The sequence below is a fragment of the Undibacterium sp. Xuan67W genome, assembly GCF_049340165.1.
Taxonomy (GTDB): domain Bacteria; phylum Pseudomonadota; class Gammaproteobacteria; order Burkholderiales; family Burkholderiaceae_D; genus Undibacterium.
In genome coordinates, this window is record NZ_JBMPPN010000011.1 from 73812 (window position 1) to 88200 (window position 14389).

Here is a 14389-nt window from a genome sequence, read left to right on the forward strand (position 1 = left end):
AAGCGCTTGATTCATATCAAGCGCTTGCAAGTGGTGCTGCTTAATGATGGCTGGTGCCATTTGCGTGATCAATGAAGATTTAATAACCCAAGGTTTTGCCGTCTGGATTACGCGGATCGGAGTAGCCGTCGAAGCCATCGGCACCGATTTGTATGATCTGCGTCCGCCCCATGGCAGGAGAGATTTTTAGATTGTGACCTTTGAGTTCTAAGATGCGTAAGGTGTCCACGCTGATGCCCCGCTCTGCGCGCATCTGATCGGGCACCCACTGATGATGGATCCGCGGCGTAATGGTGGCTTGTGCGACGTTCATGCCATGGTCAATGACATTCAAAATAGTTTGCAGGGTCGTCGAGATAATACGGCTGCCTCCCGGACTGCCGGTTGTCATGAATGGTTTTCCATCCTTCAGGATAATCGTCGGAGACATTGAGCTGAGCGGACGTTTATAGGCAGCGACGGCATTCGCATCGCCGCCAATGAGACCGAATGCATTTGGTGTTCCGGCCTTCACTGAAAAATCATCCATTTCATTGTTTAAGGTGATGCCGGTACCTGCCGCGACGATACCGCTGCCAAAATTCAGGTTTAAGGTGTAAGTCGTGGCAACTACATTGCCGTGCTGATCGGCGGTCGCAAAATGCGTGGTCTGATCACTCTCGTATGGCGTGACATTGCCCGGCTTGATTTGTGCGGACGGCGTAGCGTGATCGGCGTTGATTTTTTTGACGAGCTCGTCGGCATACGCCGTTGAGGTCAGCGCTTTTACGGGTACTTTAAAAAAATCGGGATCGCCGAGATATTCGGATCGGTCGGCATAAGCCAGCTTCATGACTTCGGTCATCAGATGTAAATTCTGCGCGCTATTACTCGCTTGCTCCTTGATAGGGAAGTGCTCCAGCATATTGAGCATCTGTATGATGTGGATGCCGCCCGAGCTGGGTGGCGGCATCGACATGACCTGATAGCCGCGATAATTGCCTTTGACCGGTTCGCGCTCTATGACCTTATAGTTGTTGAGATCATCAATGCCAATCACGCCTTGATGTTTGGCCATTTCAGCAGCAATTTTTTTTGCAATACTGCCTTGGTAAAAAGCTTGAGGGCCGTCTTTCGCAATGAGTTTTAGTGAGTTGGCTAAATCTTTTTGAACTAACTTTTCTCCGGCGAGCAAAGGGCGTCCATTTTTGAAAAAAATCGCTTTACTCGACTCCCACGCGCCTAAGTGATCACGTTCTGCGCCCAGAATACTGGCCAGATGAGGACTGACTTCAAAGCCTTGCTCAGCTAGCCGGATTGCTGGCGCGATGACGTCGGACAGCGTCATGGTGCCGAATTTATTCAGCGCGAGACTGAGACCGGCAACGGTGCCCGGTACGCCGACCGCAAGGTGTGAATATAAGGATTTGCCTGGAATGACCTGACCTGACTGATCGAGATACATATCGCGTGTCGCACGTATCGGCGCCATTTCGCGAAAATCGAGGGCAACATCTTTGCCGGATTTGGCATCATGAATCAACATAAAACCGCCACCACCGATGTTGCCTGCATTGGGCAGTACTACAGCAAGTGCGAAACCGACCGCAACACCAGCATCAATCGCATTTCCACCACGCTTTAAAATATCGATGCCAACCTGTGTCGCCAGTCCCTGCTCACTCGCAACCATCCCATGCTGTGCATGGACAGGGCTGACGATGTCATAGCCTATGTCATATTTGATGACGGGATTGAGTGGTGTGGCGGGTGACGCTGAGGCCGCAGCCGATGGTGATATTGGTGTAACAAGACTAGCTAAGGCTATTAATGTGAGTAGTGCTTTCGGCAGGCAGGCGAGTAGCGCCGGATGAGGATTTTGATCGGACTTTATCTTGATTCGCATACATGCCTTTGTTTAGTTATCGTTTCGTGAAAAGCTCAATACATCATTCGATTTTAACTTTATCGCAAGAATCGTAAGGATACTTTATTCGATTTAATTTATATAATTTCATCGTGTCGTACGTAGTCTGGATTTTCCGTTAGACCACTATCCTTTGGTCGAAGCGCAATCGCCGCTGCCTTATGGAAATTACGAGTTTAGTATCGATTGATGTCCGTTCTACAGACGTAAAAAAACCGCCTGAAGGCGGTTTTTTTACGGAGAGCAGAAAATTACTTCGCTTCTGCTTCAGCGGATGTTGCGCCAGCTGGAACAACAGCGATAGCGACGGTTGCGTCATCACCGTGTACAACTGCGGATACACCTTTTGGCAATACCAGGCTAGAAACGTGAATAGATTGACCGGCTTCCAGTTTGGACAGGTCAACTTCAACGAATTCTGGCAAATCTGCTGGCAAGCAAGAGATATCCAGTTCAACTACAACGTGGCTGATAACAGCTGCGTTCAATTTTACGGCTGGAGATACTTCAGCATTGATGAAATGCAGAGGCACTTTAACGTGGATCTTTTTGTTAGGATCAACACGTTGGAAGTCAGCGTGCAATACCAATTGTTTGTATGCGTGGACTTGGAAGTCGCGCAACAATACTTTTTCTACTTTGCCATCAACTTCCAGATCCAGAATGGAGGAGTGGAACACTTCTTTTTTCAATGCGTGGTACAGCGCATTGTGATCCAAAGTGATAGATACAGGGGCTTCTGTGCCGCCGTAGATGATGCCAGGTGTTTGGCCAGCATTGCGCAGGCGGCGGCTCGCTCCGGTCCCCTGTTCTTTGCGTGCAAATGCGATTACTTTCATGGTGTTACTCCAAAAAATGCAAGACTCAACTTGCGGTTTTGTATCTCCGCGACCAGAGATACAGAAAAACGCACTGATGTATTTTTAAAAATACATCAGTGCGCAGAAAAATTAATCGGTGAACAGTGAAATTACTGATTCACCCTTCGTAATGCGACGGAAGGTCTCAGCTAATAAGCTATCACAGGACAACTGACGTATCTTAGTGCAGGCTTTTGCTGCGTCTGACAGTGGAATTGTATCGGTTACCACCAGTTCATCTAACGGCGAGCTGGAGATGCGTGCAATTGCTGGGCCAGACAATACCGGATGTGTGCAGTAGGCCAATACTTTTTTCGCACCACGCTCTTTCAGAACTTCGGCTGCTTTAGTCAGGGTGCCTGCAGTATCAACCATGTCATCCATGATCACGCAATTGCGGCCTTCGACTTCACCGATGATGTTCATGACTTCGGATACATTTGCTTTTGGACGGCGCTTATCAATAATCGCCAGATCACAACCCAGGCGCTTCGCCAATGCGCGGGCGCGAACTACGCCGCCGACGTCAGGCGATACAACCAGCAAATCTTCGTAATTTTTTGCAACCAGATCGCCTAGCAAAATAGGCGATGCGTAAATATTATCAACAGGAATATCAAAGAAACCCTGGATTTGATCTGCGTGCAGATCCATGATCAGGACGCGGTCAACACCCGCTTCTTCCAACATATTGGCAACCACTTTTGCCGAGATCGCAACGCGTGCAGAGCGTGGACGACGATCCTGACGTGCATAACCAAAATAAGGGATCGCAGCGGTGATGCGGCCAGCAGATGCGCGTTTCAGAGCATCGACCATCAGCATGATTTCCATCAGGTTGTCGTTGGTCGGTGCGCAAGTCGATTGCAATACAAAAACGTCTTTACCGCGGACGTTTTCATTGATCTCGACCATGACTTCTCCGTCAGAGAATTTGGATACGTCGGCTTTACCGAGTGGGATTCCTAATTGCTTGGCTACCCCTGCCGCCAAAGTAGGATTGGCGTTGCCAGTGAACACCATCATATTGTCATTTGCGCGCGCACTTGCCATGGCAGGACCTATCGGCTTAATTGAGGGTCAGACGTTTTTACTCAAACTTTGCTTAGTGTTTTAGCAAAAACGCCGCTGGTAAAATTGAAAAAAGCCGCCGCACATTTTATGCGGCGGCTTTATATTTAATGGCAGGGGATGAAGGATTCGAACCTTCGTATGCTGGAATCAAAATCCAGTGCCTTAACCAGCTTGGCGAATCCCCTACACAACCGTTTATCTGATGCTGAATTCTGAGCCGCTATTTTAGCGGGATTTCAACATCAAACCAAATTTTTTTCACTCTGCAGCAAATGCGTCATCGGGTGTTGACGAATTGCTTTTGCTTTCCATGCTGTCCATTTGTCAGGTACCTGCGTCAGCACTTGATCGGCGTTTGCCTCATCAGAAAATGCACAAAATACACAAGCTCCCGATCCTGTCATTCTGGCGTCACCGAAAGTTTTAAGCCATTTAATGGCTGCATCAACTTCTTGAAACAAAGAACAAGCAACTATTTGCAGGTCGTTTTTCCATTCCATTTTTGAATGGCTGGAAAAGTTCGCTATTCTGATGGGTTTTGTGTCTCGTGTCAACTCTTTTGCCGAAAAAATTGCTGGTGTCGGGACTTGCACTCCCGGTTCGATGACGACGAACCAGCTATCGGGAGTGTTGATCGCCTGTAGTTTTTCGCCGATGCCTTCAGCAAAAGCGTTTTGCCCGAAGATAAAAAACGGGACGTCGGCGCCCAGTTGCAGGCCAAGTTCCATGAGGCTGATCCGGCTCAGTCCGCACTGCCATGCATGATTCAGTGCGATTAATGTTGTTGCAGCATCAGAAGAGCCGCCCCCGAGGCCGCCACCCATGGGAAGTTTTTTGTGCAAAGTTATATTTGCGCCGAGTTGTACTCCTGCATTGGCTTGCAATAGCTTTGCTGCGCGAATAACCAGGTCGCTCTCGGTGGGTACGCCGGGGATGTCGTTGACACGCACTATCTGCGCATCATCGCGCACCTCGAAATCGAGAGAGTCGCCATGGTCGAGTAATTGGAATGCCGTTTGCAGCAAATGGTAGCCATCCGCACGTCGACCGGTGACATGCAAAAACAAATTGAGTTTGGCCGGTGCCGCGCAATTAACTAAGTTGCGGATCATTGCGGCGTCCATTGATCTATCGCGATGCGCAAGGATAGTTCTCCTGCTTGCAGCGTGGTGCGTTGCAGGTCGATGCGTTTAGGGTGTGCCATGCTGCCGCCGCTATCCCAGGTCGCGTATCGCAGGTGCCAACCATCGGTGTCGATTTCTGTATTGTCTTGCGCGGCCAGTGCTGTGCGCTGGCCTTGCGGGTTGCGGCTAAATGCCTGTAGCCAGTCACGCAGGCCGCTGACGGGAAGTGACCAGCCAAGGCTCTCGGTCAGGAGGCTATCGATATCGCTGGCATAGCGAGTTTCCTGGCCTGCTTGTTGCAGACTAGCGCCCGTCGCTGATTGCTTGATAGTGGCGATCGTTTGTCCTAACTGAGAGGACAGGGTGATGGTGAGGTCGCTGCTTGTTTGTTGCCATTCAAAACTGCCGGGCAAACTTTGTGGTTTATCGTTCTGCTGATAACGGACCAGAATGCGGCCATTGATCTGTATGTTGCTGTGGTAGCGGCGCTCCGGTGCATTATCTGCGGGCTTGCGTGGTGCGCTGGCGCAACCGCTTAGGCATATGCTCAGGCATAGCAATAATAAAAAAATAGGGGAGTATCTTGTTGGATGCGGCGATGCCGCACTGTTTTTTTGGTGCATTTGATGTGGATTGTATATGCTGGGGTGGAGTATATTTTAAGAGCCAGCTGCATCAACTGGCGATTATCTTCGGTTGCTGACGCGGGTTGATGCAGTTTTTCTGATTACAGTTTGACGTTTAAGCGCTGTAGTGTCGTTTTTAAGCTCTCGTTTTCAGGATCTTCAGCCTTCGCTTCGCGCCAGAGTTTTTTTGCATCTTCTTTGTGACCTTGCATCCATAACACTTCGCCTAAGTGAATTGCGATCTCGGCATCCTGACGTAGTTCATAAGCGCGGCGCAGATCTTTTTCTGCGTCATCCAATCTCGCCAGGCGGAATTTGACCCAGCCCAGGCTATCAAGAATAAAGGCGTCATTTGGTGCCAGGCTGGAGGCTTTTTCAATCAGCGTCAGCGCCTCATCCAGATGAATATTACGATCCGCAAATGAATAGCCAAGCGCGTTATACGCATGCTGGCTATTCGGTGCCAGTGCAATGACGCGACGCAATGCGGTTTCCATGAGCTCATTTTTTTTCTGCGACTCTGCCAGCATGGCGTAGTCGTACAGCAGATCGGTGTTGTCTGGATAGCGTTGCAAGGCGGCTTCCATGACGCGATTTGCCTCGTCAGCTTGTTTTGCTTCGCGTAGCAGTTGCGCTTCGGCTTGTGCGAGTTGCGCTTGCTCCGTGTCATTAGCGGCTTTGTAATCGCGTAAAAACAGTCTTGCATCTGCCAGTTTGCCTTCTTTTGCCATCAACTGAGCGCGCCGGATTTGGGTGTTGAAATAGGCGGCATTGCGGCCATCATAGGACTCGACTTTCGCCAGCCACGCTTGTGCTGCAGGATAATCGTCGCGCTCGACGGCGAGTTGAGCCAGGTTCAGTAGCGCTGGCGTCGGGTCGCGTTCTTCGGTCGGGTTGGCTTCCAGTTCGGTCAGATAGCGACTCAGGTATTGTTCGGCGAGTTGATTATTGCCGGGCTTCTTTTTGCCTTCCATGGTCAGGATGCCGAGGGTGTAAAGCACATTGATATCGTCGGGTTTGTCGCGCAGCAGTTGTTCAAATTCTTGCGTCGCCTTATCCATCTGATGCTGATCGATCAGAATGCTGCCATAGGCCAGGCGCACGTCACGAGCTTTTGGATTTTTTTGCAAAAATGCTGCCATCGCTTTCATGGCATCGCCTTGTTTGGATGCTTGCGCGATCGTGAGTACCGCCAGTTGAGAATCAGGTTTCGCCTGCAGCACCAGCTCGGCCTCAGTTACTGCGCGCTTGTTGTCGCCCCTGGCGTAAGCGCCCTGAGCCAGCGCCAGATGTGCTTCCGGCGTGGTTTTGTACGGCGCGACAATTTCTTCCAGCGTGTCGAATGCGGCGCTCTTATCACGCGCACGCGCTAACAGGCGCTGTGCCTGCAGCATGAGCAAGGCGTATTGTTTAGATTCTGCGCTACGGAGTTTGTCGGCAAAGACTGATTGAATTTCGGCCAGATTATTATTCATCACCATGAAGCCGAGGTAATACTGCGTCGCCTCGTTGGAGTTGGGAGCGAGTTCGCGCCAGAGGCGGATTGCCGTTAGTGATTCACCTGGTTGTTTGGCGGCAAGCGCTATTTCAGAGGCACGCCGGGCGAGGCGGGGATCGCGGGTTTGCTGAGCAACGCTAAGAATAGTGACATAGGCGGCCTGCCAGTTGCCACGCTGAAAAGCGATTTCGGAGGTCAATATTTTATATAGCAATTCGTCAGTGAGGGCGACTGAAGGCAAATTCTCTTCACCACGTTTGCTGATCTGCCCTTCGCCCATCGCATGCTCTGCCGCCAGCGCTGCTTGCGCCGCATCCGTTGCACCGGCTGCCTGATGCGCGTCTTCTGACATGCCGGACTTCAGCGGGGACATACCGTTACACGCCGATAGCAGGATGGAGATGGCAAGCGTCGGAGCAATTGCTCGCAGAGCCGTTACAATAGACGCGGTCTTGCCATTATTGGAATTGGAGGATGCTGTGGAAGGCAATGCAACTTTGCTGCGATGAGTGTGCGAAACAGTTTTCAAAACTATATCCAAATTTGACTGACGATGATTGATTTTACGCTGAAGCCGCATCTGCGTGGGACCTTCGATGCGGGACTCTGTGTCAAATTGTAATCACGCAGGGTTTGTATAAAACAACCTGACGAGAGCATTTTTTCGTAATACTTATTTGTACCTTCTTCGTTGCCGCACGTGCCAGCAATGGCGGTGCGCAATTTTTTCATTGATCGATTGCACATGGCGGTTAGCTAATCAGCCTATAAAATTATGCCAGAACTCCCCGAAGTTGAAGTTACTCGCCGTGGTGTCGCACCGCATCTTATCGGACAACAAGTTACGCAAGTAGTTCTCCGGCGTGCGGGTTTGCGCTGGCCTTTTCCTGAAAATTTGCCGGAATTGCTCCTAGGACAAACGGTTCTTGCTGCCAGTCGGCGCGGTAAATATCTGTTGCTGGAATTTCACCACGGAACAGTCTTAATTCATCTGGGTATGTCGGGACATTTACGTATCATTCCTGCGACGACGCCAGCGCAAAAACACGACCATATTGATATCGTTGTTGGCAAACAGGCTTTACGCATGACGGACCCTCGGCGATTTGGTGCTGTACTCTGGCACGATGCTGAGGACGGCGACGTGAATCAGCATCTCTTATTGCGAGCTTTGGGTGTTGAGCCGCTAGAGGATGTATTTACTGCTGAGTTGTTGTACAAGCAGACACGCCAGCGCAGGGCAGCGATCAAGCAAGTCTTGCTGGCTGGCGATATTGTGGTCGGAGTTGGCAACATCTATGCATCCGAAAGTCTGTTCCGGGCAAAAATCAACCCAAAAATCTCGGCCCATCGTATCAGTTTGGCAAGATATCGCCTGCTAGCAGAAGAAATTCGCCTGACGTTGCGGGCTGCTATCGAGAAAGGTGGCAGTACTTTGCGTGATTTCATCGGTGTTGATGGACAAACAGGCTATTTTCAGCAGTCATATTTCGTATATGATCGTGCTGGCGAGCAATGTCGGCTCTGCGGAACAACAATACGACAGATCAAACAAGGCCAACGCAGCACTTTTTACTGCATAAATTGTCAAAAATAGGCCAAAATGCTAGATTCTCCGGATACTAAAAATATTATTTGAGGGCAACATGAGTAATCTGGTTCAAAAATTCCAGGAATACAGCGATTGGCGCAAAGGTGTGGTGAACGCGCTTGAACAATATCGCGCGTGGATAAGTGGATCGGATATGGCCGATGCCGCCAGCGATCAGCGTATTTCGCGTTTGTTGGAAAGACTGGTGGATGACAAATTATCTATCGCCTTTGTTGCGGAATTTTCACGTGGCAAATCTGAATTAATTAACGCGATTTTCTTTGCGGATTATGGTCAGCGTATTTTGCCGTCATCAGCCGGTCGCACCACCATGTGCCCGACTGAGTTGTTGTATGACGAAACAATCCCGCCTTGCATTCGTCTGCTGCCGATTGAGACTCGCAAAGAAGCGCAATCGACCAGCGATTACAAAGGCCAGCACAACGTCTGGACCGTGCTGCCGCTGAATATCAGCTCTGGCGACGGTATGCTCGAAGCATTTAAGCAAGTTAGCCTGACGAAAAAAGTATCCATAGAAGAAGCAAAATCCTATGGACTGTTTGACGAAGATGACCCCGATGCGCCGCTAGAAATCGATGAAAACGGCATGGTCGAAATTTCTCAATGGCGTCATGCGATTGTGAATTTCCCGCACCCTTTGCTCAAAGAAGGCTTGATCATCGTTGATACACCAGGCTTGAATGCGATTGGTACCGAGCCTGAATTGACGCTGAATCTGATTCCGAACGCGCATGCGGTTTTGTTTATTCTGGCTGCCGACACTGGCGTGACCAAGAGCGATATCGATGTTTGGCGCAATCACATCGGCGGTGGTCCAGGTCGCATGGTTGTGCTGAATAAGATTGATAGCATGTGGGATGAGTTACGCACACCCGAAGAAATCGAGAGTCAGATCAAGCATCAGATCTCGACGGTGGCACATAATCTGTCTATCGATGAAAAACAAATTTTCCCGGTCTCTGCACAAAAAGGCTTGGTCGCCAAAATCAATAAAGATGCACCGTTACTTGCCAAGAGCCGCTTGCCTACCCTGGAATATGCACTGTCTAAAGAATTAATCCCGTCGAAACAGGAAATTATTCGTGCCCAGATGTCGTCTGATATCAACGAAATCACAGGCGGACAGCAGGCGATTCTCTCTGCCCGCAGCCGTAGTGTTGTTGAACAGATGATGGAGCTGAAAAGCTTGCGTGGCAAGAACGTCAATGTGATCGAACACATGATGCGTCGTATCGATGCAGAGAAAAAAGAATTTGATGCCAGCCTGATCAAAATGCAGGGAACGCGCGCAGTCTTCACCCGTCTCTCTACCGAAGTTTATACAAGCCTGGGTATGGATATTCTGCGTGAAGAGATTCGTAAAGCCCGTGATGAAATGGAGAGCAGTAATTTTTCATCTGGACTGAAGGATGCGGTCAAACAATTCTTTAGCAATATCAAATTTAATCTCCAGGCCTCAAATAAAAAGACTGACGAAATTTCGGAGATGATGACGATCATGTACCGTAAATTTTCGACAGAACACGGCTTGGCATTGACTGCGCCGATGCCGTTTTCTTTGCAAAAATACATACAGGAAGTCAATGCGGTAGAAGCGGTATTTCAAAAGCAATTCAGCGCTACGACTTTGCTGACCAAGCCCCGTGTGGTGGTCATGCAAAAGTTTTTTGACTCAATTGCCGCGCGCGTAAAACAAAGTTTTTTACAAGCAAACCGTGATGTCGAAGCCTGGCAAAAAGTTGTGATGGCACCGTTAGAGGCGCAGATCCGCGAACACAAAGGTCAGTTGAAAAACCGTATGCAATCGATACAACGGATTCATGTGGCAACGGATAGTCTGGAAGAAAAAATCAATTCCTTCGAGGCGATTCAGGCAGAGATGGATGCACAGAAGGGCAAACTGAATGAGATGGAAGCGAAACTGAAAAATGCTTTGTCAGCCGAGTTGAGTGCGCTCAAGGCGGCTTGATAGGCTGTTTTTTTTGATCGTATTACGAATCAGTTTTTTTAAAATTTCTTCAAGTTGATCTGTAGTTCAATACAGATCAAACCACATAAAAAAGCTCACCAATTATTTATTGGTGAGCTTTTCAATTTCTTTGTTCAGTTTTTCGATGGTCGTATCACTGACCTGCCTGGTACACCATATATGGCGCTGATTGCCGGGACCTAATTCCGGAAAAGACAGGTAGCGGTAAGCATTAGGATTAAGCTCGAATCGCCTTACTAATTGCATTGCCTCGTCAAGTGTCAGAAAAAAGTAATCTGCACGCCGGTAAGAAATCATCTGAAACAGATGCAGATTATCCGCGGTGGTCAGCTCTATCGTTGGATCCCACTGCTTAATTTTTTTATCAACTTGTGCGCCGTAAGAATAGCTGGATTTATTAAGTAAAATCAGCTTTTGATTACTGAGCAGGTCGTCGATTGTCTTGATGTCACCCAGTTGCGAATTGTCGCTGGCGACAACAGCGATGGTCGGGCCGTCCTGATAGATAGCACGGGTAAATTTACCTAGTAATGCGCGCTGATGGTTTTTAAAAAAACCAATCAGACAGGCTTTTTCCTGATTGTTTTCTATGATTTGCAACTGCCGGTTGATCGGTACATTTCTCCACTGGTAGTCGATCTTTGCCCGTCGAAAAACTTGTTTCACCGGATCCGCAATGACCCCTTGCACATCTCCGTCTTTGCTGGTTTCTGTATAAGGAACGCGGTCTGAATAAATCAGATACACAGGGTCTTGCGCGTAGACAGATGCAAGACTCAGACTGAGGAGGGTGCCGGCAAAAAATGCTTTGTTCATGGTGGTCTGAATCGGCAGTTCTGAAGAAAATACTGATAGCGTTGATGCTAAAGAAAGCTCTCGTGTCTTGCAAGCCGGGATGTCGTTTATATCATATAAATAAATATGATCTTGCAATGCGGGTTTGTCTAAATGCCGCTCACGGCGTTATCCGAGTGTAGGACTTTGGATAAACGATGCTGTTTATCCCGGGCAGGGTACGCAACTGTGTGGAGTATCCGCAGACCAACTCACGCGTAGTCTTATCTGGCGTGAGTTGGCATCCGGGAATTAGTGACTTTCCAGCAAACTCTTCAACTGATCTGAGCGAGAAGGGTGGCGCAATTTTTTCATTGCCTTCGCTTCAATCTGGCGTATCCGCTCCCTCGTCACTTCAAACTGCTTACCGACTTCTTCCAGAGTATAGTCGCTGACCATTTCCAGACCAAAGCGCATGCGTAATACTTTTGCTTCGCGCGGGCTGAGTGAGTCCAGTACTTCTTTCAACTTCTCCTGAACAGAGGCCTGCATTGCCGCAGCCATTGGCGACAGAGTGTGACTATCCTCAATGAAATCGCCGAGTTGAGAGTCGCCGTCGTCACCGATAGGCGTATCCATTGACACCGGCTCTTTCGCGATCTTCATGATTTCGCGGATTTTGCTTTCGGATATTTCCATCTTCTTCGCAATGATTGCCGGATCAGGTTCTACGCCGCTTTCCTGCATCAACTGACGTTTGATACGGTTCATCTTATTGATGGTCTCTATCATATGCACAGGTACGCGGATGGTTCTGGCCTGATCAGCAATCGCCCGCGAAATCGCCTGGCGTATCCACCAGGTCGCATAGGTTGAGAATTTATAACCACGACGATATTCAAACTTATCAACGGCTTTGAGTAAGCCGATATTGCCTTCCTGAATCAGATCAAGGAATTGCAGTCCACGATTCACATATTTCTTTGCAATCGAAATCACCAGCCGCAAATTGGCCTCAGTCATCGCACGCTTGGCATCTGCCGCACGTTTTTCGCCTGCCACCATTTGCTTATTGGTCTTACGCAAATCGCTGAGTGGCATGGACACTTTTTCTTCCAGTGCGACGAACTTCTGCTGCAGCTCATTCGCTGCATGGATATGGCGTTGCAGGGCCGCGCTATGTACTTGGTTACTGTCGATCTCGTTACCCAACCATGTGGCATTCGTTTCATTGCCAGGGAATTTAGCGATGAAATGCGCGCGTGGCATGCCGCATTTATTAATCAGCAAATCCTGCATTTTTTTCTCTATCTGACGCAGCTCTGCCATTTGCTTGCGTAAGGTGTCGCATAATTTTTCTGTCGTCTTTACGGTAAAACGTATGCCCAGCAGCTCTTGCGAAATACGCTCTTGCGCTTTTACATAATTGGAAGATTGATAGCCTTCTTTAGATTCCAGTTCGCGCATCTTTTCAAACTGGCGGCCGATGACGGCAAATTTGAGCAGTGCTGCATTTTTTAATTGCAGTAATTGCTCTTCACTGACAGCGTCTGCACTGACGGCATCTTCTTCGTCTTCCTCATCTGCTTCGTCGCTATCATCTTGAGCCGCAGCGATGCTGGTCAGACTATTATCTTCCTTGGCGTCAGGATCGATCAGACCATCAATGATGTCATCAATCTTGATGTCATCCTTAGCGATCTTGTCGGCAATTGCCAGCATTTCTGCAATCGTACTTGGACTGGCTGAGATGGCTTGCAGCATATCTTTCAAGCCGTCTTCGATGCGTTTAGCAATCTCGATTTCGCCGCTGCGGGTTAATAATTCGACGCCGCCCATTTCGCGCATATACATACGTACAGGATCGGTGGTGCGGCCAAAATCAGCGTCGACGGTTGAAAGTGCCGCAGCAGCGGTAGCTTCGGCTTCGTCATCGCTGACCGCCGTCACGACGCTGTCAGTCAGTAGCAGCATCGTGGCATCCGGTGCCTGATCGTACACAGCAACGCCCATATCGTTGAGTGTACTGATGATGCCTTGTACCATTTCAGGATCGGAGACGTTTTCCGGCAAATGATCATTGATTTCTGCATGCGTCAGATAACCACGGTCCTTACCGATCTGTATCAGCTTGGTCAGTTTTTTACGATATTGCTCTAACTGTTCGGCGGATGTTGCACTTGCCGTACCTGTTGACGCTTTTCTTGCCTTGGCTCTGGCAACGGATTTCAGCTCGGCAGACTCCACTGCATTTAGCGCGCGGATTTCGTCATTTTCAAACTGGAATTCACTTGGCTTACGTCCGCGTTTGGCGGCTTCTTTTATCGTTGGCAATACGTAAGCCGAGGTATCAACAGTCGCGATATTGACTTTGACAACGGGTGCCGCTTCTTGTTTCCAGACGCGAGGTGCACGTTTGGTGACGGTACTGGATTCAATTTGCGCTGGCTCGCTTTGTACTGCGCTTTGTACGATGTTTGCTGCAACAGGTGGTGCTGAAACTGAAACAGAAGACACGGACAGTGCCGCGTTAGTTTCAGGTGTCACGATCAACTTTTTACTTAAGCGTGAGCTCGATTTTTTTACGACAACAACCGGTGCTGCAACATTGTTAACGCTGCCCACGGTGTAATCAGTGAATTCACTTTCTGCCGCTGTCGCCGGTACCTGCGACAGGATTTCTTGTTTGACCGGATCTGCTATGGTCTCTGCGTTGTCAGAAACCTCTGATAACGCGACGTCCGCTGCGGCGGTTTCTGTTATCTGTTCTTGTACTGTTTCTTTTACCGCTTCTTCTGCCTGTTTTTCAGCACCTATTTTTGGCTTCGTCTCTGCGACTTCTTCGCTTGGCAATGCTGGCGTGTCAAGCTCGGTGCTCGTCAGGCATTCCGGTTCGGACTGCGAGGCTGGCGTCAGCACGGGTGC

The 14389-nt window shown here is 49.2% G+C and carries 10 protein-coding genes and 1 tRNA gene; 2 read left to right on the forward strand and 9 right to left on the reverse strand.

What is annotated here, in order from left to right:
• Window positions 1-79: 79 nt before the first annotated feature.
• The 7 genes from ggt to ACO0LE_RS11725 all read right to left on the reverse strand — a co-directional run bounded on the left by ggt (window position 80) and on the right by ACO0LE_RS11725 (window position 7617).
• On the reverse strand, window positions 80-1885 hold the full coding sequence (gene ggt / locus ACO0LE_RS11695; protein WP_422960529.1) for a gamma-glutamyltransferase: 1806 nt from the start codon (window positions 1883-1885) through the stop codon (window positions 80-82).
• Window positions 1886-2157: 272 nt separating this feature from the next.
• Window positions 2158-2745, reverse strand: coding sequence for a 50S ribosomal protein L25/general stress protein Ctc (locus ACO0LE_RS11700; protein WP_422960530.1), 588 nt, complete (start codon window positions 2743-2745; stop codon window positions 2158-2160).
• A 111-nt stretch (window positions 2746-2856) separates the two neighbouring features.
• Window positions 2857-3819 (reverse strand): ribose-phosphate pyrophosphokinase, encoded by a 963-nt coding sequence (locus tag ACO0LE_RS11705; RefSeq protein WP_422955793.1) that lies wholly within the window; start codon window positions 3817-3819, stop codon window positions 2857-2859.
• A 129-nt stretch (window positions 3820-3948) separates the two neighbouring features.
• A tRNA-Gln gene (locus ACO0LE_RS11710) sits at window positions 3949-4025 on the reverse strand.
• Window positions 4026-4082: 57 nt separating this feature from the next.
• A complete protein-coding gene (gene ispE / locus ACO0LE_RS11715; RefSeq protein WP_422960531.1) occupies window positions 4083-4952 on the reverse strand; it encodes a 4-(cytidine 5'-diphospho)-2-C-methyl-D-erythritol kinase in 870 nt (289 codons plus the stop codon).
• A complete protein-coding gene (gene lolB, locus ACO0LE_RS11720; protein ID WP_422960532.1) occupies window positions 4949-5587 on the reverse strand; it encodes a lipoprotein insertase outer membrane protein LolB in 639 nt (212 codons plus the stop codon). Before lolB ends, ispE begins: the two co-directional genes overlap by 4 nt.
• Before the next feature lie 104 nt (window positions 5588-5691).
• Window positions 5692-7617, reverse strand: a complete 1926-nt coding sequence (locus tag ACO0LE_RS11725) for a tetratricopeptide repeat protein (protein ID WP_422960533.1) — start codon at window positions 7615-7617, stop codon at window positions 5692-5694.
• Window positions 7618-7863: 246 nt separating this feature from the next.
• Here ACO0LE_RS11725 and mutM point away from each other — a divergent pair, with 246 nt between their 5' ends.
• The gene (gene mutM / locus ACO0LE_RS11730; protein ID WP_422960534.1) at window positions 7864-8685 is read left to right on the forward strand and encodes a bifunctional DNA-formamidopyrimidine glycosylase/DNA-(apurinic or apyrimidinic site) lyase; all 822 of its coding nucleotides are present in this window, start codon (window positions 7864-7866) and stop codon (window positions 8683-8685) included.
• A 49-nt stretch (window positions 8686-8734) separates the two neighbouring features.
• Window positions 8735-10669, forward strand: coding sequence for a dynamin family protein (locus ACO0LE_RS11735; RefSeq protein ID WP_422960535.1), 1935 nt, complete (start codon window positions 8735-8737; stop codon window positions 10667-10669).
• Between the two features lie 102 nt (window positions 10670-10771).
• Here ACO0LE_RS11735 and ACO0LE_RS11740 read toward each other — a convergent pair whose 3' ends face one another.
• Together ACO0LE_RS11740 and rpoD are read right to left on the reverse strand one after the other, a co-directional pair.
• Entirely contained in the window at window positions 10772-11506 is a 735-nt protein-coding gene (locus ACO0LE_RS11740; RefSeq protein ID WP_422960536.1) for a substrate-binding periplasmic protein, read from the reverse strand.
• A gap of 270 nt (window positions 11507-11776) precedes the next feature.
• Window positions 11777-14167, reverse strand: a complete 2391-nt coding sequence (gene rpoD, locus ACO0LE_RS11745) for an RNA polymerase sigma factor RpoD (RefSeq protein ID WP_422960592.1) — start codon at window positions 14165-14167, stop codon at window positions 11777-11779.
• Between the last annotated feature and the right edge of the window lie 222 nt (window positions 14168-14389).

Coding starts and splice junctions, on each gene's coding strand:
- ACO0LE_RS11735 (WP_422960535.1), top strand. CDS start 8,735: ATGAGTAATCTGGTTCAAAAATTCCAGGAATACAGCGATTGGCGCAAA.
- ispE (WP_422960531.1), bottom strand. CDS start 4,952: ATGATCCGCAACTTAGTTAATTGCGCGGCACCGGCCAAACTCAATTTG.
- ACO0LE_RS11705 (WP_422955793.1), bottom strand. CDS start 3,819: ATGGCAAGTGCGCGCGCAAATGACAATATGATGGTGTTCACTGGCAAC.
- ACO0LE_RS11700 (WP_422960530.1), bottom strand. CDS start 2,745: ATGAAAGTAATCGCATTTGCACGCAAAGAACAGGGGACCGGAGCGAGC.
- lolB (WP_422960532.1), bottom strand. CDS start 5,587: ATGCACCAAAAAAACAGTGCGGCATCGCCGCATCCAACAAGATACTCC.
- mutM (WP_422960534.1), top strand. CDS start 7,864: ATGCCAGAACTCCCCGAAGTTGAAGTTACTCGCCGTGGTGTCGCACCG.
- ggt (WP_422960529.1), bottom strand. CDS start 1,885: ATGCGAATCAAGATAAAGTCCGATCAAAATCCTCATCCGGCGCTACTC.
- ACO0LE_RS11740 (WP_422960536.1), bottom strand. CDS start 11,506: ATGAACAAAGCATTTTTTGCCGGCACCCTCCTCAGTCTGAGTCTTGCA.